This is a genomic window from Undibacterium sp. Ji42W (genome assembly GCF_049340405.1).
Classification (GTDB): domain Bacteria; phylum Pseudomonadota; class Gammaproteobacteria; order Burkholderiales; family Burkholderiaceae_D; genus Undibacterium.
The window spans coordinates 119,165-141,247 of record NZ_JBMPOV010000011.1 but is presented as its reverse complement, the minus strand read 5'-3'; the positions used below and the strand labels follow the sequence as shown (position 1 = coordinate 141,247).

Annotated in this window: 22 protein-coding genes; 5 read left to right on the top strand and 17 right to left on the bottom strand. The window is 49.7% G+C overall.

Going from position 1 to position 22,083, the window contains the following annotated elements; all coding sequences use genetic code 11:
- Positions 1-26: 26 nt before the first annotated feature.
- From flgE to flgB, 4 genes are all read right to left on the bottom strand, one after another.
- Positions 27-1,361, bottom strand: coding sequence for a flagellar hook protein FlgE (gene flgE / locus ACO0LG_RS22875; protein WP_423029855.1), 1,335 nt, complete (start codon positions 1,359-1,361; stop codon positions 27-29).
- A gap of 73 nt (positions 1,362-1,434) precedes the next feature.
- The gene (locus tag ACO0LG_RS22870) at positions 1,435-2,109 is read right to left on the bottom strand and encodes a flagellar hook assembly protein FlgD (protein ID WP_423029854.1); all 675 of its coding nucleotides are present in this window, start codon (positions 2,107-2,109) and stop codon (positions 1,435-1,437) included.
- 22 nt (positions 2,110-2,131) lie between these two features.
- Entirely contained in the window at positions 2,132-2,536 is a 405-nt protein-coding gene (flgC, locus tag ACO0LG_RS22865; protein ID WP_162040922.1) for a flagellar basal body rod protein FlgC, read from the bottom strand.
- A gap of 5 nt (positions 2,537-2,541) precedes the next feature.
- Positions 2,542-2,946, bottom strand: a complete 405-nt coding sequence (flgB, locus tag ACO0LG_RS22860) for a flagellar basal body rod protein FlgB (RefSeq protein WP_423029853.1) — start codon at positions 2,944-2,946, stop codon at positions 2,542-2,544.
- Positions 2,947-3,133: 187 nt separating this feature from the next.
- Between flgB and flgA the strand changes: the two genes are divergently transcribed.
- The 3 genes from flgA to ACO0LG_RS22845 all read left to right on the top strand — a co-directional run bounded on the left by flgA (position 3,134) and on the right by ACO0LG_RS22845 (position 4,810).
- A complete protein-coding gene (gene flgA, locus ACO0LG_RS22855; protein ID WP_423029852.1) occupies positions 3,134-3,862 on the top strand; it encodes a flagellar basal body P-ring formation chaperone FlgA in 729 nt (242 codons plus the stop codon).
- A gap of 127 nt (positions 3,863-3,989) precedes the next feature.
- Positions 3,990-4,295: a flagellar biosynthesis anti-sigma factor FlgM gene (gene flgM / locus ACO0LG_RS22850; RefSeq protein ID WP_423029851.1), complete on the top strand. Its 306-nt coding sequence runs from the start codon at positions 3,990-3,992 to the stop codon at positions 4,293-4,295.
- Between the two features lie 2 nt (positions 4,296-4,297).
- Positions 4,298-4,810 (top strand): flagella synthesis protein FlgN, encoded by a 513-nt coding sequence (locus ACO0LG_RS22845; protein WP_423029850.1) that lies wholly within the window; start codon positions 4,298-4,300, stop codon positions 4,808-4,810.
- Between the two features lie 138 nt (positions 4,811-4,948).
- Here the strand turns inward: ACO0LG_RS22845 and motD are convergent, their stop codons facing one another.
- From motD to ACO0LG_RS22800, 9 genes are all read right to left on the bottom strand, one after another.
- Positions 4,949-5,788: a flagellar motor protein MotD gene (motD, locus tag ACO0LG_RS22840; protein WP_423029849.1), complete on the bottom strand. Its 840-nt coding sequence runs from the start codon at positions 5,786-5,788 to the stop codon at positions 4,949-4,951.
- Positions 5,789-5,829: 41 nt separating this feature from the next.
- A complete protein-coding gene (locus ACO0LG_RS22835) occupies positions 5,830-6,570 on the bottom strand; it encodes a flagellar motor protein (protein WP_423029848.1) in 741 nt (246 codons plus the stop codon).
- Positions 6,552-7,283, bottom strand: coding sequence for an RNA polymerase sigma factor FliA (locus ACO0LG_RS22830; protein ID WP_423029847.1), 732 nt, complete (start codon positions 7,281-7,283; stop codon positions 6,552-6,554). The genes ACO0LG_RS22835 and ACO0LG_RS22830 overlap by 19 nt, the downstream gene beginning before the upstream one ends.
- An 8-nt stretch (positions 7,284-7,291) precedes the next feature.
- A complete protein-coding gene (locus ACO0LG_RS22825; protein WP_423029846.1) occupies positions 7,292-8,122 on the bottom strand; it encodes a MinD/ParA family ATP-binding protein in 831 nt (276 codons plus the stop codon).
- Entirely contained in the window at positions 8,115-9,455 is a 1,341-nt protein-coding gene (gene flhF / locus ACO0LG_RS22820) for a flagellar biosynthesis protein FlhF (RefSeq protein ID WP_423029845.1), read from the bottom strand. Before flhF ends, ACO0LG_RS22825 begins: the two co-directional genes overlap by 8 nt.
- Positions 9,452-11,539, bottom strand: coding sequence for a flagellar biosynthesis protein FlhA (flhA, locus tag ACO0LG_RS22815; RefSeq protein ID WP_423029844.1), 2,088 nt, complete (start codon positions 11,537-11,539; stop codon positions 9,452-9,454). The genes flhF and flhA overlap by 4 nt, the downstream gene beginning before the upstream one ends.
- The gene (gene flhB, locus ACO0LG_RS22810) at positions 11,536-12,735 is read right to left on the bottom strand and encodes a flagellar biosynthesis protein FlhB (protein WP_423029843.1); all 1,200 of its coding nucleotides are present in this window, start codon (positions 12,733-12,735) and stop codon (positions 11,536-11,538) included. Before flhB ends, flhA begins: the two co-directional genes overlap by 4 nt.
- A 239-nt stretch (positions 12,736-12,974) precedes the next feature.
- Positions 12,975-14,225 carry an MFS transporter gene (locus tag ACO0LG_RS22805; RefSeq protein ID WP_423029842.1) on the bottom strand — a complete coding sequence of 417 codons (1,251 nt, stop codon included), beginning with the start codon at positions 14,223-14,225 and terminating at the stop codon, positions 12,975-12,977.
- Between the two features lie 90 nt (positions 14,226-14,315).
- Positions 14,316-15,518, bottom strand: coding sequence for an FAD-dependent oxidoreductase (locus tag ACO0LG_RS22800; protein ID WP_423029841.1), 1,203 nt, complete (start codon positions 15,516-15,518; stop codon positions 14,316-14,318).
- 294 nt (positions 15,519-15,812) lie between these two features.
- On the opposite strand from ACO0LG_RS22800, the gene ACO0LG_RS22795 reads away from it, so the two are divergent.
- Positions 15,813-16,400, top strand: coding sequence for a TetR/AcrR family transcriptional regulator (locus ACO0LG_RS22795; protein ID WP_423029840.1), 588 nt, complete (start codon positions 15,813-15,815; stop codon positions 16,398-16,400).
- A 40-nt stretch (positions 16,401-16,440) separates the two neighbouring features.
- Here the strand turns inward: ACO0LG_RS22795 and ACO0LG_RS22790 are convergent, their stop codons facing one another.
- Positions 16,441-17,049, bottom strand: a complete 609-nt coding sequence (locus ACO0LG_RS22790) for a TetR/AcrR family transcriptional regulator (RefSeq protein ID WP_423029839.1) — start codon at positions 17,047-17,049, stop codon at positions 16,441-16,443.
- A 277-nt stretch (positions 17,050-17,326) separates the two neighbouring features.
- On the opposite strand from ACO0LG_RS22790, the gene ACO0LG_RS22785 reads away from it, so the two are divergent.
- On the top strand, positions 17,327-18,160 hold the full coding sequence (locus ACO0LG_RS22785; RefSeq protein ID WP_423029838.1) for a substrate-binding periplasmic protein: 834 nt from the start codon (positions 17,327-17,329) through the stop codon (positions 18,158-18,160).
- 88 nt (positions 18,161-18,248) lie between these two features.
- Here the strand turns inward: ACO0LG_RS22785 and ACO0LG_RS22780 are convergent, their stop codons facing one another.
- From ACO0LG_RS22780 to ACO0LG_RS22770, 3 genes are read right to left on the bottom strand one after another with little or no spacing between them, the layout of a single operon-like run.
- Positions 18,249-19,124: a M48 family metallopeptidase gene (locus ACO0LG_RS22780; RefSeq protein WP_423029837.1), complete on the bottom strand. Its 876-nt coding sequence runs from the start codon at positions 19,122-19,124 to the stop codon at positions 18,249-18,251.
- A complete protein-coding gene (locus ACO0LG_RS22775) occupies positions 19,125-19,646 on the bottom strand; it encodes an SH3 domain-containing protein (RefSeq protein WP_423029836.1) in 522 nt (173 codons plus the stop codon).
- Positions 19,643-21,529 carry a CHASE2 domain-containing protein gene (locus ACO0LG_RS22770; RefSeq protein ID WP_423029835.1) on the bottom strand — a complete coding sequence of 629 codons (1,887 nt, stop codon included), beginning with the start codon at positions 21,527-21,529 and terminating at the stop codon, positions 19,643-19,645. The genes ACO0LG_RS22775 and ACO0LG_RS22770 overlap by 4 nt, the downstream gene beginning before the upstream one ends.
- Between the last annotated feature and the right edge of the window lie 554 nt (positions 21,530-22,083).

Below are 22,083 nucleotides of genomic sequence, written 5' to 3'. Positions count from 1 at the left end.
GTCAATTCATGTAAAAAGCTTTACCATTAACGCAGGTTGACCAGTGTTTGCAAAACCTGATCCTGCGTCTTGATGGTTTGTGCATTTGCCTGATACACGCGCTGCGCAGTAATCATGTTCACCAGCTCACCCGTCAGATCGGTATTCGAATCTTCTGTCGCTGATGAAGTCAAGGTACCAAGAGCACCCGAATTTGGCGGGCCGACCAGCGCATTGCCGGATGCAGCCGTTTCTATCCACTGATTGTCACCAGTCGATTGCAAACCATTAGGATTGGTGAAATTCGCCAGCACTACTTGTGCCAATACAGCAGTTTTACCATTGGTATAGCTACCGACAATGGTGCCATCTTTAGCGGTATTGAACTTGGCCAGTTTGCCGGAAGCATAACCATCCTGGGTGTTTTTACTGACGCTGAAATCCGAACCGAATTGCGTGGTGCCAGTGAAATCGTATTTGATATCCAGGGTCGTATTAATCGGCGTTACCGCCCCAGTACTCACAGGCACCGTCAGTGTAGTCGCACGCGGATCTGTTGCAGAAAAAGGTGGCGTTACCGAACTTAACCTACCAAGGTTATCAAAACCAAGCCGGGTAATGGAATTAGTAGTAGCACCAGCGCCGTTGATAAGGACGCCATCGACAGTCGCAAAGACATCCCACTCTATCGTAACTGGCAAACTTGGCGGGGTTAAAATATTGTCGCGCTTTACAAAAAATGACTGAACAACATGCGAGTTACCCAAGCTGTCAAACACAGCGATTGAAGTCGAGCTATTGTACGTCGTTGGATCTGTTGGGCTAAACGCGACAGGTGTAATCACGGGGGGAATAGTGGCAGGCAATTGCGTGCCAGGCACCAGCTTGCGAGAGTCGAGATTCATGACTGCATTGATGATCGCTGTCTGCGCCGGTGGAATATCCGAAGTGTTGATATTGATGGGGGCAGCAGCGCCAGTCGATAATACACCTGCGGCATTGGCCACATAACCTGTCAATTGCGCACCCTGCGCATTGACGATATTACCCAGCTTATCGAGCTGGAACTGACCGTTACGCGTATAAGTAATCGCACCATTGGTGGACATGCGGAAGAAGCCGCCGCCATTGATTGCAATATCCAGCGGGTTATTCGTCGTCGAGATATTACCCTGTGTGAATTGCTGCACGACACCAGATACTTTAGTACCGATACCTACAGTACCGCCAGAAGAACCATTGAGTGAGTTGGCATAGACATCGGCAAATTGCGTTTGTCCCTGCTTGAAACCCACGGTGCTGGCATTGGCAATATTATTACCAATCACATCCAGGGATTTGGAAGCGGCATTAAGTCCACTCAGTCCTTGTTGAAAACCCATGATATTTCTCCCTTACTTAGGCTAGTTCGTTCACTTTTTTACTGCAGGATTTGATACAGGATTACTCCAAGGATCAATAAATTTGTCTTACATCACTCATGCTGACATCACCGATATTGGGCAGGCTGAGCTTCAATCCCTGAGAGCCAGAAGTAATGCTCGACACCACGCCAAATGCGAGGCTGGTTGCCTCGAGTTTTTTATCAGCCGCATTGGCGACAAATTCAAACTTGTAGGCGCCGTTGGCAGCGGTCGTTCCCGCATCGGTTTTACCATCCCAGGTCAGAGTATTCACGCCTTGTGGCAAGGCACCCAGGGCCATCTTCCTGACCACTACATCTGAACTGTCACGTATGACCACGTCAACATTGCTGGCCGCCTGAGGCAACTCAACACCGTAAATCCCTTTGCCATCAGTGACTACCATGGTATTGCCGGGTGCTATCACACCATGGCCTATCATATTGGCAGCCTGCAAGTTTTGTCCGCTCTGGAAACTGGCACCCAGGGCCGTCACAGAGGCGTTCAATTTATCGATGCCAGAGACAGTCGATAATTGGGCAAGCTGGCTGGTTACCTGGGCATTGTCCATGGGGTTCAGCGGATCCTGGTTCTTGAGTTGGGTGACCAATAAGGTCATGAAAGTGTTTTTTGCATCTTCAGTCGAATTGGTTGATGCCTTTGCACCGTTCATCGTCGCCAGCAATGTTGGATCGACGGTGCTGCTTTGTACGCCAGTGGTAGCCATGATCTATTCCTTACAGAAAATCTTATTGCCCTAAAGTCAAGGTTTTCAGCAGCATGGTTTTTGCTGCATTCATGACTTCTACATTGTTTTGATATGAACGTGATGCCGAAATCATATTCACCATTTCTTCCACTACATTCACGTTCGGCATGGCGACATAGCCTTTTTCATCTGCCATCGGGTGTTTTGGGTCATACATCAGTTTAGGCGGATTAGTATCTTCTACAACCTCATTTACCTTGACTGCCGTAGAAGCAGTGCCGGCAACAGGTACCGCGCTGAACACTACTTGCTTGGCTTTGTATGGCGTACCGTCTGAACTGGTGACACTGTCGGCATTGGCAAGATTGCTGGTCACCACATTCAGGCGCTGAGACTGCGCGCTCATGGCTGATCCGGCAACATTGAAGACATTAAAGAGTGACATGATGGTTATCCTTGTATCGCTGCCAACATACCCTTGATCTGCATATTGATCAGGGTCAGGCTGGCTTCATAACGCAGGGCATTGTCAGTAAATTGATTGCGTTCTACATCCATATCCACGGTATTGCCATCGACACTACCCTGCACTGTCGGCCGAAACTGTGGTGCGCCACCTGCCACGCTACCCGGCGTATCAATATGCTGCTCCACTGTTTTATTCAAAACGGTCGGTGACTGGTTCAGGTTTTGTCCCAGTGCACGGCTCAGGGCACTTGAAAAATCAATGTCCTTGGCCTTGTAGTTAGGAGTATCCGCATTGGCAATATTTGATGCCAGCAATTGCTGGCGCTGCCCGCGGACTGATAATGCAGTCTCGTGAAACTTGAAAAAATCATCTAGTTTGCTTACCATCTTTATCTCCTTGACCATAGCGCCCAAGGTACATGAGGCGCATAAGGGTTTTCTATGCCTTGCATCTTAGTCGCCACAGTACAAGTTTGATCAGGCAAGTAGAATGGGAAAAACCTGTTTATTCGTGCTTTCAAAAAAAACTGGTCATCCTAAAATAGAGTTCAGAACAATCCAGGCAGGAAGCAACATGAAAGCCGCAAAGTTATTCAGAAAGCTATATAACAAGCAAGTGTTGGCGTTGACAGCAGTGCTGGCGCTACCATGTCTGGGCGAGGCTGCTCCCGTTAGCCAGCAGCAAGACGCAGCACAATTGCGCCAGATCGCACTTGATTTTCTGACATTGCAGGCGTCGGGCCAGAGCAACGAGATACTGGTGACCGTGGGCGAAGTGGATAAACGGCTCAACTTGCAGGCTTGCGACAATCCCAATCCCTATTTATTACCTGGCAGCAAGCCTTGGGGGAAAGTGACGCTGGCGATACGTTGCACGGCCCCTGCACCCTGGCTGGTCTATCTGCAGGCGAATGTGCAAGTCACGGCAGATTATTATGTCGCAGCCAATGCACTTACCCATGGGCAAGTAATCTCTCTCAGCGATTTGAACAAGCAAAGGGGTGACATTTCAAAATTACCAGCTGGCGTCATTACGGCGCCTGAACAGGCTATAGGCAAAAGCATGCAGGTTTCCATGGCGTCAGGCAGTGTCATGCGGCTGGATGCGTTAAAAAGCCCCGCAGTCGTGCAACAAGGGCAATCTGTGCGGGTAATCAGCAATGGACCTGGTTTCCAAGTGGCAACGGATGCTATTGCTCTCAATAACGCAGCAAATGGTCAAATTGCCAAAGCGAAAACCAGTTCCGGACAAACCGTTAGTGGCGTTGCCAAAAATGGTGGCATTATAGAAATAATTTACTGATAGCAAGAGTTTGCCCGGACAGAATTAAATACATGCAATATTTTTTTGCAGTAAGGTTAAAGTTTAAAATTAAGCAGCCGATAAACTGGATGTAGATGTTTGTAAGTCCCATACTGAGGGTATCGCTGTGAAAATTGATGACGCACTAAATAAAACCGCGGGGCTACCAGTAAGCCCGCAACAGGCTCGCACGGAAAAACCAGCAGATAATGCGGTTCCCGTTGCGAATTCGTCGAAAGTACAGATCTCGCCCCTGTCCTCACAGTTGCAAGCCTTGCAAAGTACGCAGGCAAGCGGTGCTGTGTTTGAGACGAAGAAGGTGGAAGCGATCAAGTTGGCCATTTCTGAAGGACGCTTTCAAGTGAACTCGGAAAAAGTCGCTGATGGCTTGCTGGAAACAGTAAAAGATTTGCTCAATTCCAGAAAACGTTAAAAATGAACGCAAGAAGTTCCGGACACGCTGCCATTCAACAATGCCTGCAGGAAGAAGTGAGCATCATGACTTCGCTCGCCGATTTGCTTAAGCAAGAGCAATCAGCATTGATAGAAAGCGACGTAGTCCAGCTCAATGACTTTACCCAGAGCAAGGGACAGCTTGTGATCAAAATGACGGAGCTTGAAAAAAAGCGTAACAGCTTCTTGAGCGACCTTGGCTTTAATACTGACCTTGAAGGTATGCAGGCTTACCTGGCGCAAGCGGCACAAGTGGGCGATGCAGCGATCGATACACAAGATAGTGCCAGGCATTGGGACGCATTGCTGGAACTGACTGTGCAGGCAAAAGAAGACAACCGTACGAATGGGTCGCTGATTAACCGCAGGTTGTCACTGAACCAAGCCACCTTGAACTTGCTGCAACAAAATACCAACCAAGCTGGATCCATGTATGGCCCAAATGGTCAGTCCACGGTCAAGAGCACGCCAGGCAAGGGCTATATCGCCACCTGAGCAAGGTCACTTGCTGCCCTGTTTTGCTGTAAAACTTTCTATCCGCAACAAACTACAGTTACAGCTATTTCATCGCGATGTTTTCGTGATGACTTTCTCTTATTGCCCTTAACTCAGCCGGCAAGCAAACTTCGGAATTTACAACCCCAGAGAAGCGGCGGTAGGACGCAACAGCGGTGCCGGAGGTGTTGCGCCTGGTGTTGCTGGAGCTGCTGGTGTGATGGGCACCTCCACCACCGGTTCTGGCAAAACCGCCAGAATGGTGATAGAAACACGACGGTTCCTGGAGCGTCCTTCCGGAGTATCATTTTCACTGACAGGCAGTTTCGCTCCCTGCCCCACTGCGGTCACCCGGTTTTCATCTACCCCATTTTCTGTAAGCAAACGCGCAACAGTACTGGCGCGCACGGCAGACAACTCCCAATTGGATGGGAAAATGGAGTTTTTGATCGGCAGATTATCGGTATGCCCCTCTACCTGTATGGCATGGGTATCAATCTTCAGGACGCCAGCGATTGCTTTAAGTGCCTGTATGGAATCCACATTCAGACGTGCATCACCAGGAGCGAACAAGAGGCTGGCATTAATTTCTATGGTGATGCCCCGGCTGGTCTGGGTGACCCTCACCTTGCCTTCGCGCACCAGGGGTTCCAGCACGGTCAAGATATCTTTGGCCATGGTGGTCATTTGCGCTTTTTCTTTGCGCAAACCTTCATTGATACGGTTTTTGACCAGAGGCAGAGGATCAAGCTTGATCTTTTGTTCAGTCTGCGCATCAACAGGCTTAGGATTAACAGTCATGACTTTGCCAAATGCACCGGTCAGAGAATTTGACAAGACGCGGTATTTGCCCTCGTTCAGCGAGGAAATGGCATACATGACAACAAAAAAAGCAAACAGCAGGGTAATAAAATCCGCATAAGAAACCAGCCATCTCTCATGGTTGTCTGGTTCTTCGTGGTATTTTTTCCTTGCCATAAGTACTTTTTCTCAATGTAGCGTAACTTTCAGTCTTACCGTCAGTTCCGATGATGGGTCAGCCGTTCTTCCACCACGCGCGGGCTATCACCAAGGGCAATACTGTAAAAAATGTCAGAAAGCATTTCACGGCGCGTCACTTCACGGCCTATGATTTCTTTCAATTTATTGCTGATTGGCAAAAATAACAAGTTGGCCATGCCCACACCGTAAATAGTGGCAACAAAGGCAACTGCGATACCGCCGCCGAGCTTGGAAGGGTCGCTGAGATTTTCCATGACATGAATCAGTCCCAGCACCGCACCCAAAATGCCTATGGTAGGTGAATAACCACCCGCCGCATCCCAGATTTTGGCAGCCTGGCGCTGTTCCATTTCATATAATGAAATATCAACGTCGAGGATGTCTTTCAGGCGTATCGGGTCTATACCATCGATCACCAGGCGTAATCCCTTGCTGATGAAAGGATCAGATGAGGCATTCATATAACGCTCAAGGCTCAAAAATCCTTCACGTCGGGCAACGACACTCCAGATCAAGGCATCAGCAACATTCTTCTTACTGGTATCAGGTGGCTCAGATACCACCCAGCGCAGCATACGCACGCCGCGCTTGAAAGTGTTGAGCCGGCTTTGCAGCAGCACTGCCCCCAGCGTTCCCACTACCACGATGACAAAGGCAGCGGGTTGCACCAGCGAAGACAGGTTGCCCCCTTCCATCAACTGTCCGGTGACTATGCCAAATATCACCAGTATCAATCCGATTACGCTAGCCCAGTCCACGCTTTCTCCCTTAAGTATGCCCTGAGCCTGGCAACAGCCTGACTATGCAATTGTGATATCCGCGACTCTGATACCCCCATTACCGCACCAATTTCTTTCAAGTTCAATTCCTGCTCGTAGTAAAGACCCATGAGCAGCTTCTCGCGCTCTGGCAGGCTGTCGATTGCCCCAATGACGGCATCACGGAAGTCGTCATTGAGTAAATCCTGTAAGGGGTCACCTGACGCATCTGAACAATAATGGTCAAGGAAATGTTCCTTGGTATCCGCATCATGAAAGTCTTCGTAGTACACCAATTGGTGTCCACCACTGTCTGTCAGCAGGTTCTGGTATTCTTCCAGGCTGAGCTTGAGCGACTTCGCCACCTCGGTTTCCAGCGGTGGCCTGCCCAGCTTTTGCTGTAGCACATTCATGGCGTTTTCTATCTTGCGCATGTTCTGGCGCACGCCACGCGGCAACCAGTCACTGCTGCGCAGCTCATCCAGCATGGCGCCCCGTATGCGCTGTACCGCATACGTTTCGAACTGTGCACCATGGGTATCTTCGTAACGGTTGACGGCGTCCAGCAGGCCTATCATACCGGCCTGCACAAGATCATCCACCTCCACACTGGGAGGCAGGCGCGCCTTCAACTGGTAAGCCAGTCGCTTGACCAGTGGCGCATGCTCCCTTAAAAGGAAGTTTTTATCTGATTTTCCGCTCGCGGTGTACATTTTTTTGATTACATTCCGAGACCGACACCCAGCTCAGGGACTCCCTCTACACACAAGGTGGAACGCGCGGTCTTCGCCAATTGTTCAGCCAGCCGGGAAAATGCCAGCGAAGCGAGGGCTTTAGGAAAAGCATCAATCACAGAACGTCCCAAATGCGCAGCCTTTCTTACGTGTTCATCTTCCGGCACATGGCCAACGTAGTGCAGTGGCACCGCCAGGTAACGGCTGGCCGCCTGCGCCATATTCGTATAAATCAATCTCGCCTCTTTTTCCGATGCGCCGGACACTAAAATACCATAACCACGCCTGCCGAGCCGGTTGCTTATGCGTTTGATCAATCCATACGCAGCCTTGATCATGGCAGGATCAGCAGAGACCTGTATCACCAGCTCACTGTCATCCAGCGTAGACAAGGCGAAACTGTCGTCCAGGTTGATCTCGCTATCCACGATGACCAGATCAGCCCTGTTGGCCGCCACGTCAAACACTTTGGACAATTGCCGTGTATTTTCTGGCGGCAGCCAGGCATGACGGGACAGCATCGTAACCGACAAGCCGGATGCCACCAATTTGACTGCTTCCTTCATTGTACGCTGTTGTTTCGCTACATCCAATAAGGTCTGATCAACGCTGGCATTCAACCATGCGCCCACACTGTTTTCTGAAGCGCGCGCATCCACCATCAAGACCTGGTTACCCTGACGCGCCAGCGACACTCCCAAATTGACCAGCATGCCGCTTTTTTCATCTTCTCTCAATGCAGACAAGAAAGTGAATACCCGTGGTTTTGGTCCAGCCAGCATGCGGCGCAGGCCTTCTGCCTGATCAAAACTAGCCAAGGGATACCTCCTGGCCAGCACGGCCTGATGTTTGTGCAGAAACTGCACCCGCCATCAACAAAGGCAGTTCTTCATCCAGGTAACGGAAAGCCGCTGTCTCACGCTTGAGCTTGAAAGCGCGGTCGATCAAATACAATTTATTGGCGATATGCAGATCCTCAGGCACACGCTGGCCGCTGGCAATGTAATACACCATGAGTTTCTGGCGTATCGCAATATCCAATGCACCACCTATAGTCGCGGCCTCATCCAGCTTGGTCAGTATGCAACCTGCCAGGCCATTACCTTGATAGGCGCGCACTACTTCGCTCAAGGTTTCGCCTGTCGATGTCGCATTCAGGCACAGCAAACGCTTCACCGGAGTGTCTGTTCCAGACAACATTGCCACCTGTTCAGTCACCATTTTGTCGCGCTGGCTGACTCCCACAGTATCAATCAGGACGGTATGCTTGTTCTTGAGCTCGGACAAAGCGATGCGTAGATCTGCCTCATCCTTGACCGCATGCACCATCACACCCAGGATTTTGCCATAAATACGCAATTGCTCAAAACCGCCGATACGATAACCGTCAGTCGTGATCAATGCCAGCTTGGAGGGGCCATGGCGCATCACGCAACGGGCAGCCAGTTTAGCGGTCGTCGTCGTCTTGCCCACACCTGTCGGACCTACCAGGGCATACACGCCGCCTTTTTCCAGCATTTCATTTTCATTATCGATGGTGGACAGATTACGCACCAGGGTGCTTTTGATCCAGTCCAGCCCATTCTCGACCTTGCCAGTTTCCGGCAGTTTTTCTACCAGATAGCGAGCCAGGCTCGCACTAAAGCCGGTGGCCAGTAATTCACGCAGGATTTCTGCTTTTTGAGGCTGACGTTTTTGTGTCTGCGACCAGGAAATCTCTGCCAGTTGCGATTGCAGCATACTGCGCATGGAGCGTATCTCTGACATCACATCATTGAGTTCATTGGCACTGACCGGCGCTTCAACCTCATTGGCAAAGTTAGGCGTACTATGTGTACTGTTTGTATTGTTTATCGGTCTGAATGTTGGTCTGACAATTGCAGGTTCTTCGACAGGACGCTCAAAAACACGCTGTCTGGTGACTGGCTCTTCAGTCTGAAAGCGTGGTGCAAAGCGTGGCACTTCAGGTATGAGTATCTCATCGCTGGCAGTGGGTTCAATAGTGCTGATAGCTTCATCGGCCATCGCCAGTATCTCCACCTTGCCGCCGACATTACGGTTAGACAGGATCACGGCATCCGCCCCCAAAGCATCGCGCAACATGCGCAAAGCTTCGCGAGAAGTATTCGCGGTAAATTTTCTGACGTTCATGATTGACCTCCGACCAGACTGGTGACTCTAATGGTTTTTGTTTCAGGTACTTCTGCGTGTGACAAGACTTTAAGTTGTGGCAAATTGCGGCGCAGGAAGCGCGACAGCAAGGCACGTAATGGCGCGGGCACCAGCAAGACCGGCGTCAGACCCATTTGCTCCTGATGCTGGGCCGCAGCCTCGGTCTGGCTTGCCAGGGTGTCGGCCAGGCCAGGCTCCATGCCTGAGCCATCAGCACCACTGGTTTGCAGGGCTTGCATCAACAGGCGTTCAAGACGGTTATCCAGGGTCATGACTGTCATCTCATTCCCGGTCGGGAAGATTTGCTGGACAATGGCACGGCCCAAAGCAATCCTGACTTGTGCCGTCAATTCATTGGCATCCTGAGTATGCATGGCTTGCTCAGACAAAGTCTCAATAATGGTACGCATATCGCGGATATGCACACCTTCGACAAGCAGGTTTTGCAATACTTTTTGCAGGATGGATAAAGGCAAGGCTTTTGGCACCAGTTCTTCCACCATTTTTGGCATGTCTTTTGCCAGGTGATCCATCAACAACTGTACTTCTTGACGACCGAGCAATTCAGCCGCATGGCTGGTGATCAGGTGATTCAAATGAGTAGCGATTACGGTACCGGAATCGACCACGGTATAACCCATGGCTTGCGCCTGTTCGCGCAGGGCAGCTTCTATCCAGACCGCAGGCAGACCAAAGGCAGGGTCGTTCGTGACAGCACCGGGCAAATTGCCGGTCACCATGCCTGGATTAATCGCCAGATACTGACCACTCAGGGCCTCGCCAGCACCGACTTCCACGCCTTTGAGTGTGATCCTGTATGCCGAGGGCTTCAATTCCAGGTTGTCGCGAATATGTACAGGCGGCGATAAAAATCCCACTTCCTGGGCGAATTTTTTGCGTATGCCTTTAATGCGGCGCAAAAGTTCCCCACCTTGATTTTTATCCACCAGAGGGATCAGGCGATAACCGACTTCCAGGCCTAGGGTATCAACAGGCAAGATGTCTTGCCATGTCGCTTCTTCCATTTCCTGGCCAGTGCTGGCGGGGGCATCTACTTTTTCTTCGACGACAGGAGCAACCTGACCGCGCTTGTTAAGCATATACCCACCACCAACCAGTATGGCTGCCAGCAGGATAAAGGCAATATGCGGCATGCCAGGTATGATACCCATGCCACCAATTATGCCGCCAGTGATGATCATGACCTGGGGCTTGGCAAACAACTGCCCTATCAACTGTCCACTGATATCCTGGTCACTGGCCACGCGTGAGACTACGACACCAGCAGCAGTTGAGATAATCAGCGAAGGAATTTGCGCGACCAGGCCATCACCAATGGCCAGCAAGGTATAGTTTTTCAGCGCAGTAGCAAAATCCAGGTCATGCTGGACCATACCCACCACCAGGCCACCGACGATATTGATGACGGTGACCATGATGCCCGCAACCGCGTCACCACGTACATATTTACTGGCACCGTCCATGGCGCCATAAAATTCTGCTTCTTGCGCCACTTCGGTACGGCGGCGGCGGGCTTCCTGTTCAGCAATCAGTCCTGCATTCAAATCAGCATCAATCGCCATTTGCTTACCTGGCATCGCATCCAGGGCGAAACGCGCACCCACCTCAGCGATACGGCCTGCACCCTTGGTGACGACGGTAAAGTTGATGATGGTCAGGATAATAAATACCACGATACCGACAGTGTAGTTGCCACCGATCAGAAAGTGACCAAAGGCTTCGATCACTTTACCGGCGGCATCTGGGCCAGTGTGGCCTTCTGTCAGCACCACGCGGGTGGAGGCGACGTTCAGGGACAGGCGCAACATCGTACTCACCAGCAGCACAGTCGGGAACACCATGAAATCCAGCGGTTTAATTGTATATAAGCTGGTCAGCAGGACGATGATCGCAATCGCAATATTAAAGCTGAAAAACACGTCCAGAATAAAGGCTGGCAAAGGCAAAATCATCATCGCAAGCATCAGGATGATGAGGAAAGGCGCAGCCAGCGCCCTGGTGTTCATGCCATTCATCCAGGCAGGCAAGGTGAAGCTATTCATGCTTGGGCTCCTGCTTGATTAGATGGTTGATTTTGCACCTGAATTTGTGGTTGATTTTGTGGTTGATTATTGGGATCAAGCTCAGGTGGCACATGTAAATCATTTGGTTTTACAGGTTTATTGCCGTCCCCCTTGCTGTAACTGCGCAACTGGTAAACATAAGCCAGAACTTCTGCCACGGCGGCATACAGGGCTTCTGGTATTTCGTCGCCGAGATCAGTATGTTTGTACAAGGCACGGGCCAGTGGTGGCGCTTCCAGCAGGGGCACATTGTGTTCCTTGGCCAGCTCACGGATTTTGGCAGCGACTGCATCTGCCCCCTTGGCAATGACTTTAGGTGCGCCATTGCCACCTTCGGTATATTTGAGAGCGACAGCAAAGTGAGTCGGGTTGGTCACAACAACATCAGCCGTTGGAATCTCGGACATCATGCGGCGTCGTGCCATCTCACGCTGTTGTGCACGAATCTTCGCCTTGATTTGTGGATTACCGTTAGCTTCCTTGGATTCCTGTATCACTTCCTGATGGGTCATCTTCAGCTTTTCTGCGTACTGCCACATCTGGTAAGGCGCATCAATCGCCGCAATCACTGCCAGTGAGCCGACAATAGCCAGAAAACACACCCCCATCATGTGGCCTACGTGGGCCGGGCCAGACTTCAGCGATTCCAGCGGCAAGGCGAAGATGGCATTCTTTTGCCCCATGATGACTATCCAGGCGACAACGCCGACCAAAATAGTTTTGACAATGGCCTTGATCAATTCCACACCTGCACGGGTAGAGATCATATTACCCAAGCCAGAGATCGGGTTCATGCGCGAAAAATTCGGTGTCAGCGCCTTGGTACTAAACAGCCAGCCACCTATCAACAATGGCGAACCCAGCGCCACCACCACCAAGAGCCCCGCAACAGGTGCAAAAGCCATCAGCACTTGCATCAGACTTGCCGCAACCTGCGAGAAAAAAAGTTCATGGTCATAGATGATCGCCCGGTCCAGCGACAGGCCTGAGACCAGTGCCTGGCTCAACTGCCGCACCAGGCTGTCACCCATACCCCAGAGCGCGCCACCTGCTGCCAGCAGGATGGTACAGGTAGATAGTTCGCGCGAACGTGGAACGTCACCCTCTTCCCGCGCCTGTTCAAGGCGCTTGGGCGAGGCCGGTTCGGTTCTTTCGAGATCGCTATCTTCGGCCATTGCCGACTCCTGTTATTTCCTCAAAGCAAGTACTGCTTTGATTACGCAAATGTACAGGTGTAATTATTGGCTATGACAGAAGCACAAGATGCGGGGAATAAAGGAAGAAATACCCCTTAGCTCTGGGGAAAGACTGGCCCTTTATGTTTAAAGGACCATAAATAACTGAAATCTGAACACCTGCCTTGTCGCAAAGCATTCAGATTTAGTTTTGAAATTAGCTAATTGAAATGCTTTGATCAGGCAGGTACAGCAATTGCTGGTGCCGCCACCATACGATGTATGAAATACATCATGACAGCAGTCAGCAACACAGTACAAACCAGAATGTCACCCAGCAAATCAAAATGCAATATCGCACCACCATCAGGCTGGCTGACGATCATCCCCGCAACCACAGAACCAACACCACCGGCAATTTGCTGCAACGATGAATTGATCGCCATGAATGCGCCTCGGCTGTCAGCGGCTGGCACAGCCGACATCATTGCCTGAGCAGGGATCATGCGGGAAAAAATACCGACGAAAAGCAAGACATTGACCAGGATAACCATAGGCAAGGGCGTGATACCTAGACGGGTATAGATCAACGCCATGATGATGGTCATTACCGCACCGAATAAAAATATGCGGTATTTGCCAAATTTATCGCTCAGCTTACCCACCATAGGACCAGTGATAATCGCACCGAATCCTGTGACCAGATAAACGATCGGCAATTCCTTCATCGAAATGCCCAGATTATTCACTGAAAAAGCGCTACTGAATGGCATCAGCATGTAGCCGCCAATACTCAGGAAGCCTGTTGCAGCAAATGCCAGTAAATATCTTGGCGTTGCTATTGTGTCCCGCAAATGATGGAAGGGGTTACGGTCAGATTGCAATTTCAAATGTCCGTCTATCGGTTTCAGGTTCGCAATAATGATTACACCAACTAATGCGGCTATACCCACGATCATCAGGAAAGGCGCATGCCAGCCCCAGTGAGCAGACAAATAAAGGCCAATTGGCAAACCCAGAATCTGGCTGCCTGCAAACGCAGATTGCAGTACGCCCATGACTCGGCCACGCATGCTGAAAGGGAACAGGTCGGTCGTAATCGCCATCACGATAGAACCAATGACGCCACCAAACAACCCAGTCACAATGCGCGCAAATAACAGGAAATAGAAATTAGGCGCAATACCACAAAGAAAGGTGCCAAGGATAAAACCAACATAAAAGAACAGCAGCAGTTTTTTACGGTCAAAACGGTCAGCAAAACCCGCTGCCGCAAACCCGGCAATACCGGCACTAAAGGCATAGGCAGACACCACCACACCAAATTGTGAAGGGGTGATATTCAACGCCGGCATCAGGATCGCACCCAGAGGTGACATGATCATGAAATCCAGAATAATCGTGAACTGCAAGAACGCCAATATGGCGAGTACAAACTTTTGGTACCCAGTGAACTGCGCTGGCGGTTCGGTAGATATAGCTTGATTCATATTTTCTTTCTTTTCGATGAAAACCCAGACTCTTGTCATGGCCTGAGTTAAAATTTTTTATGTAGTCTTTTATGTGGCTTTTTATGTAGTCTAGGCAGCTTCCTTGAAGCCCTCTTTTTGTACAAGCACGTCCTGGTTTCCAGTAAAGAATTCCCTGAAAAACGGTACGGCTTCATACGAATGAAAGACTTTGGTAAATTTCAATGTCTCTGCCGCAGTCTCAGCATTACGGGCACGCATCTCGGCTTCATACGCAACGATGGCTGTATACATATCTGGCATATCAGGGTTCAGCAATTGACTCGCCAGCACCATGGCATCCTGCATCGCCATATTCACACCCTCGCCTGCATAAGGTGGCATGACATGGGCCGCGTCACCCAGCATAGTTAAATTAGACAAAGACGGCCAGCTTTGATCAACGGGGGCACAAAATTGTGGCCGCGGGATGAAGGGCAGAGTCGCATGCTTGAATAATTCTGCCCAGATATGACTCCAGCCCTTGAACTCCTGTTTGAACCAGGCGAATACCTGATCGCGGTCAGAAAAATCGATTCCACAGCTGGTGTGCCAATGCTGATCCGCTTTGTGTCCAGTGTAAAAAGCGACGCTGCCGTCACCTTTAAGCACGATGAATAAAGTCTTTTCATCATCGAGCACACACACCTTGCCACCGTCCAGCAATTCATATAACTCTGGAATAGTACTTGCCACGTCAGCGACTGTGCCTTCCAGCACGGTTACACCAGAATACTCAGGTGAAATCGACGTAATATAAGGGCGTATTTTCGAGTTGGCACCGTCCGCGGCGATGAGCAAATCCGCTGTAAATTTATCGCCATTTTCAAATGTGATCTCGACTGATTCGTCTGTCCTTTGCAAAGAAGAAAAACGCGCATCCCACACCACTGTGTCTTCAGCCAGCGAAGCCAGCAATAAATTGCGCAAAGGGCCTCGGTCTATTTCTGGCCTGTCATTGCTCTCTGCACCAAGCTCATCAATGATGACCGCAGCCTGCGCATCCACAAACAGCATTTTCTCGGCACCCGGGCGATAAGCCTGCTCAAAGGCATCCATCAAACCCGCTGCCCGCAAGGCTGACAAACCGGAACCCTTGTTCAGATTCAGGGTTGCTCCCTGCACTCTGGCGAACTGATTGATATCCCTTTCAAACACCTTCACTTTTGCACCCTGCATTTGCAACAAACGCGCCAAAGTCAGCCCGCCCGGCCCTGCACCTATGATGGCAAGCTGTTTGTCTTGTATCGGGCTTTGTTCGTGGATTTTTGTCATGATGGTTGCTCCGGTTTTTATCCATCTTATTGCGTGCGTTACTGCAAAGCTTTTACAGCAATGTAATTGCGCACTTCGTTTGCACACTCAAGGGATAGACGTTTTGAAATGACAAATATTGCAGCGAACCGGAGATTTTCTATTCATATCAAATTTACTTCAAAAATCTTTGATTGAAATCAGGGACCTGAATAATGCCTTGGCTCACACTATAATTTAATCAAATTAAAAAGTAAAGTCACTTAATTATTTAATTCAAACAATAAAACCTGCTAAAATGACGACAAGACAATTATGCAAAGACAAGACACGAGGCAAGTAATGGGACTCAGGGAATTAAAGAAGGCAAAAACCAAGAAAATGATTTCTGACTTGGCCACCGGACTTTTTATAGAAAAAGGCTACGACCAGGTCACCACTGCAGAAATCGCCAGACTGGCAGAAGTGTCTGTCCCTACGCTATTCAAATACTTCCCGACCAAAGAAACGCTGGTCTTTGATGAAGAAGCAGAACGGGAAGAAAGATTAATCGCTGCCGTTACTGACAGAAAAAAAGGGGTGTCCATACTTGACGCCTTGCTTGAGCATTTTTCTAGCTATATGGCTTTTGATGAGGATAAGAAAAAAGAAGTAAATGCCTTCAGAAAGCTGATCTATTCCACGCCAGATTTATATGTTTACGCCAAACAGATCTGGATGCGCTATGAAAAATCATTGGCCGTCGTGCTGCAGCAAGAAACAGAAAATAAGTTGGAAAAAGCAGAAGCAGAGGCCATTGCCCACTTTATTCTCGATGCCTTCCATCGATCAAAAGATGCTGAAAATCCAAAAGCTTCTTTGCACACCTTGTTCAACATGATGAAGAACGGCTGGAAAGAGTAGTTATCATGAATACCATTGCCATCAACAATTTTAAGGTCATTCAGGCTGGCGCTTGTGCTGCAAGGCTATTCTCTATAAATGCCCTGGCGGTAGTCGCGGCATAACCCTGCGGCATGATGTCGCCTGCCGCACTGGCAAGTTGAAACGCGCCCTCTATAAAAGCAAGCAAACCAGCCGCTAATTCAGCCACAGCTCCAGTGGTTTTCTTCTGGTATTGCAGGCATTCCGTCAGCAAAGCCTGTATCAATACCAGTTCAGCAGCAATAGCTTCTTGAAAAACAGCGCGCACTTCAGGCTGCCTGACAGCTTCTGCACCAATCACAACCCAGGCGGAAACCGCTTCTGGCATTGCCCCCTCACCTTTGGCAAGTCGTGCATTGATATAAGCCAACAACTTCTCTTGCGCCGTACTTGCACTGGCAGCCAGTACCTCATACCGTGCAAGTGACATGGCAGCCAGCAGCCTGACCAGATATAGCAAAATCTCGCCCTTACTCTTGAAATGATAATGAATCAAACCCGGAGCCAGGCCAGCCTGTTTGGCAATGGCGAGAATAGTGGCCTTTTCATAACCGTGCTCTGCCATGACAGACAGCAGCGCAAAGACAATCTCCTTGCGACGCTGCTCGGTATTGGATTTTCTCGACATAATAAAAGCTTGCCCGTAATTTTGGTTATCAAACCAAATTCTACTTGGTTTCACTTATGCAAAGCGCAAGAATGCAAACAAAGTATTCCGGGGCAAATAACAGATAAAAATTCGGGCAATTGCAGAATACAATCTTGCCGTATGAAAACAGCGATTTTGAGACAGGATTCAGATATCCAACTTCATGGTACAAAATGATTCCATGATGCCAATACAAGACATAATCTGCTTATCAAAATGCAATGCCACCTCATTACGCCATTTACAGAAACGCCATTTGACAGTTGAACTGTCGTCGAGATTACCTATGCTGCACCGCTTTACCCAGTTTGCCTGCCTCCTGCTATTGTCAGTGCTCGCGCAATTGCCTGCATTTGCGATGGAAAAAACTGACGCAAACAAAGCCTCGGTCAAACTCCTCCTGCAAGAAAACCTGGACATCCATGGCAGGCAATTGCCATTGGACCGGGATCTGGAAGCCATCCTTATTTATTTTGAACGTGAATCCGGAATACGCTTTGACAAACAGCTGCTGCCATGGAACCGCGCGCAACTCATGGCGCAAAATGGTGAAGGTTTGATTTTTGGCATTTCCAAATCACCTGAACGCCTGAAGCTGTATCATTTTTCCATCCCTGTCGTCAGCGAAAAAATCTGGGCAATTACCTATGGCGACCCTCAGCCTAACTTTCAATCGGTGGAAGACTTGCGCGACAAAACCGTCAGCGTAGGCCGCGGCTTCAGCCACGGCATGGATTTTGAAAAAGCAAAAAATGTCATCTTCCAGGTGCAGGAAGACTTCGCATCCCCCCCTGCCCGTTTTAAAAATCTCATGAATCACCGCAGCGACATCATGCTCTGGCCAGTACGCCAGTTACAACATGCCAAGCAGGTAGAAGCCTACCTGCGCGATGAACTCATCCCCAGCTTCAATGATCCAGATCTGACTGGTAAAACCTTCTACGTCTCAGCCAAACCAGTGTTTTACGACACCACCCATTTCGCCGCAGCAAATGGCAAATATGAAGCAGAAATGAAAAAACTGAATGCGGTGATACGGAAGGGAACGGCAGATAAGAAATTGTCGAAATTGCTGGTGAAGTTTTATTAAATAGGCGCACTGAATAAAGTACATCACAAATGAAAAACGCCGCACAAGTTTTACTTAATGCGGCGTTTTTTATTCGGCAATTATTTTATCAGCGGCTGAATTCTTTGAGCCTGTCGTTAAACGAACGGCCCTGAGAACCATTGGTTGATTCAAAACGATTGCGCATGACTTTGTCCAGATTATCAAGGCGATCGGTTGGAGATGGGTGCGTTTCAAACAACAAACTGAAATTACCATCCTGTGCATTTTGTGACTGTAAAGTTTGCAATACAGCTGGCAATCCATAAGGGTCAAAACCTGCGCGAGCAGCAATGACAACACCCACACGATCGGCAGCATACTCATCTCCCTTATCAAGACCTTTAGTTAGCATGTCTTTACTCAGATTGACTACCATACCCCTAACTTCTGCAAAATTACCTTTGAATTTACTGCCAGCGACATCACCCGCAACATCTACCCATGCTTTTGACTGCATGGCATTAACATGATGTTTCAATACGACGTGAGCAATTTCGTGTGACAGCACACCAACCAATTCAGCTTCATTACGCATGCGCGCCAGCAGTCCTTTGGTGACAAAAATCTTCCCGCCGGGCGTAGCAAAAGCATTGAAACCCACATCATCAAGCACGCCAAAAGTCCATGGCAAATCAGGTCTCTCGGTTTGCGATGCCAACCAGCGCCCTAGAGTGTTCACGTAGCGCTGCAATGCAGGATCATTCAGTAAAGGTTTGGCACCCAACAAGACAGCTGCAAATTCGTTACCTATTTCTATTTCTCTTGGCTCATCTATCCCTGAATTTTCAATGATGGGTTTAGCTTTATCAAGTATGTCACCTGCAACACCCGTTTTACCTCTTGTGGCGTCGAGAATCTGACCGAAAATACCACCCTGCGCAATTGCGGAACCGCATAACACCAAAGTCAATCCAGCAATCGCAAGTTTTTGTAATGTACGCATTTAATTGCCCCCCCGCTTTCCAGTTTTATCCTGGCTTGAATATTCGACATTGCTTGCCACGAGTGGTGAACGCTGAGCAAACACCTGGGCGCTGTTTTTATCGGCTGCAAATTTCTGCATTTTCTGCAGTTCGGCATAATTCGGTGAAGATCTGCGTATATCCTCTTTATCCAGACCTTTGACACCATTACCTACCGTGCCAGTATTCGACGTGCGGCCACTGGTCATCAAAGCGCCCAGTACATTACCGCCAGAAGCTGGCGCAGCATTGCTGTTGGTACTTGCATCCAGACGCAAAGCTGTCATCCTGACCCAGCCCGCTTGTCCTGCAGAAGTTTTTACTTGTGTCCATCCACCAGTACGTTGCATGACATCCACCCTGGTCTGGTTCGCCAGTGTGCCTATCACGGCAGCATCGGCGCTGGCCTTGTCCATTAACTCGGTAGATTTGGAGGTAGTCGCGGACTCGGCTAGCGCATTGCCAGTCAGCATGGCCGCTGCAATTAAAATTGGTATTTTCATGGGATTTTCCTCAGAGGTTCGTACAATTCAACTTCTGCAGCCCTGCCCTTAACAGCAAACGAGCCACGCGAACTAAAAGTGATATCGGCATTGTCGCCGCAGGCCAGCATGGTTTCCTTGGTTACCAGGGCTCTGGCAACGCCTTTAGTCAGCCCCTCTACCCGGCTGGCGAGATTGACGTTGTCGCCAATAGCGGTGTAATCGAGCTTGCGTTTGGCACCAATAAAGCCTACCACAGCAGTTCCTGTGTGTACACCGATGCCGACGTCAAAGTCCACCAGGTCTGAATCTTCTGCAAGCAGCTCTTGCTTGAAGGCAAGCAAGTTATCCTGCATTTCCAGGGCCGCGGCTACAGCATGGCTGGCGTGCCGGGGGTCGTCCATAGGCGCGCCCCAAAAAGCCATGATGCAGTCCCCGATGTATTTATCCAGCGTGCCGCCATGCTTCCAGACGACTTCTACCTGGCGTTCAAAATAACGGTTGAGGATGTTCACAACATCTTGCGGCGCTTTGCTTTCTGCCAGTGTCGTGAAGCCACGTATGTCAGAAAACAGCACGGTGATAAGGCGCATCTGGCCCGAGAGACTTTCTACTGTCTCGCCATGATCTACGATCTTGCGTACCACCTCGGGATTAAGGAAGCGACCAAACAGTGACACCGTGCGGTCACGGGTGCGGCGCTCTCGCAGATAACCGGCAAGTGCCGCCGACAAAAACCAGGCCCAGGCAAAGATGAGAGGGGTTACTACCGGCAGCATCCAGTGATGGGCGACCATCTGGTCTGCCAGATACACTGCCGCCAGTGACAATATCAGTAAAGCACCACCAGTAAGGCCGGGGTGCAGGCGCTGCCGAAAAGCAAGCACCAGCAAGGCAATCAAGGCCAACCCGACAACAAAAGGCCATTGAGGTGCAACCTGGCGTATACTGCGACCATTTTTTAAATTATCCATTGCAACAGCCAGAATATCGACACCGGGATAACCAGGCGCTAGCGGTGTTAAGTGATGATCAAACAGCCCAGGAGCCGACGAACCTATGATAATAATCTTGTTGCGAAAGAGCTGATCGAGAGCGGGTTCTGCCCCCTGCGGCAAATGCGCCCTTTCTTCTGTCAGTGTTTTAAACAAATCAGCATAGGCATACCGCTTGTGCCCTTGGGCAGGCCAGAACATCTGAAAATCAGCGCCTTGAGGCAAAGTAAAGCCCAGGTCCAGCACAACCCGTGCAGGAAGTGATGGCAGATGCCAGCCAGCCACATCGGCATACAGGCGATAGCGCCGCACCACGCCATCTGCATCAACCATGCTATTCACCAGACCCAGACGCCAGGCACTACGCTCTGTCGCCAGCGGCAGTTGCATATTGACTCTGGTATTTGGCTTACCCTGATTTTTGATGGCAAAGGCCTCTTTCAGCTTATCCAAGGCGAAAGCATCGTTGTTCTTTCCATTTTCCAGGAGCAAGGTTTGCTGGTAGGCATGCGGGAAATCCCGGATCTGATCAGATAAAAAGGCATCACTTTTGGGCGATCCCAAGTCACGCTCCTGAAAGCTGATATCAAACACAACCGCCCTGGGGGCAAATCCTGCGAGCGCCTCCAGCAAAAACCCATGTATTTCACGCTTCCACACCCATAGGCCTGCAATTTTTTGCATGGCTAGCATACTCGGGTCATCAATATCCACGACCACAATATCCGGGTCAGGCTGATAGTTTGGTGCGTGATGGCGCAAATAAACATCCCCCAGGCGCGACTCTGTTGTCGCCAGCAAATGCAGGCCAAACAATTCCCCTGCCATTGCCACCACCAGCAATAGCGTCAGCGCGGCATACCAGCGTATGGTTGCGCTTTGAATGAAAGGGAAAAGGATTTTCAGCATGCCTCAAGGCTCATACAGGTAAAGTCAGATGTGCATTCAACAGACAATTTCTCATCGACAGGAGTTTACACTTGTTTATTGCACAAAAACCATATTTGCTGGCAACAGCATTTAAGTTCCTTGAAATCTGTAGATTTACAGGCATAACGTTAGCCTCGAGTTCTTTACACTGCCGTTGACAATCACATTTCGCTGTAGTCATCGGCAATGCGCCCATGTGGTACCAAACTTGACCCCATATTGGACAATGCGGCAACATTTCTGCCCGACTCGAACTGGGCTAGTTGCCTTATGACGTGGAATCTGCATGCTACAAATTACGGGTCCCAAAACCCTGAATGCTGACGCTAAAACCTCTTGCAGATGGTGGCACTTTCAGTGACACTACTCGCGGCCAAACACAACGCTTCACGCCTAGCCGGATTCAAGACTGGATTCAAGACTAGATTCAGGCCTGTATACAACTCCATGATTAAAACCATCTATATCAATTGTCGAATCTGCCAGCCTGGCAAATAATAATGCATCATCAAAACCCTACACCATCCTTTTCC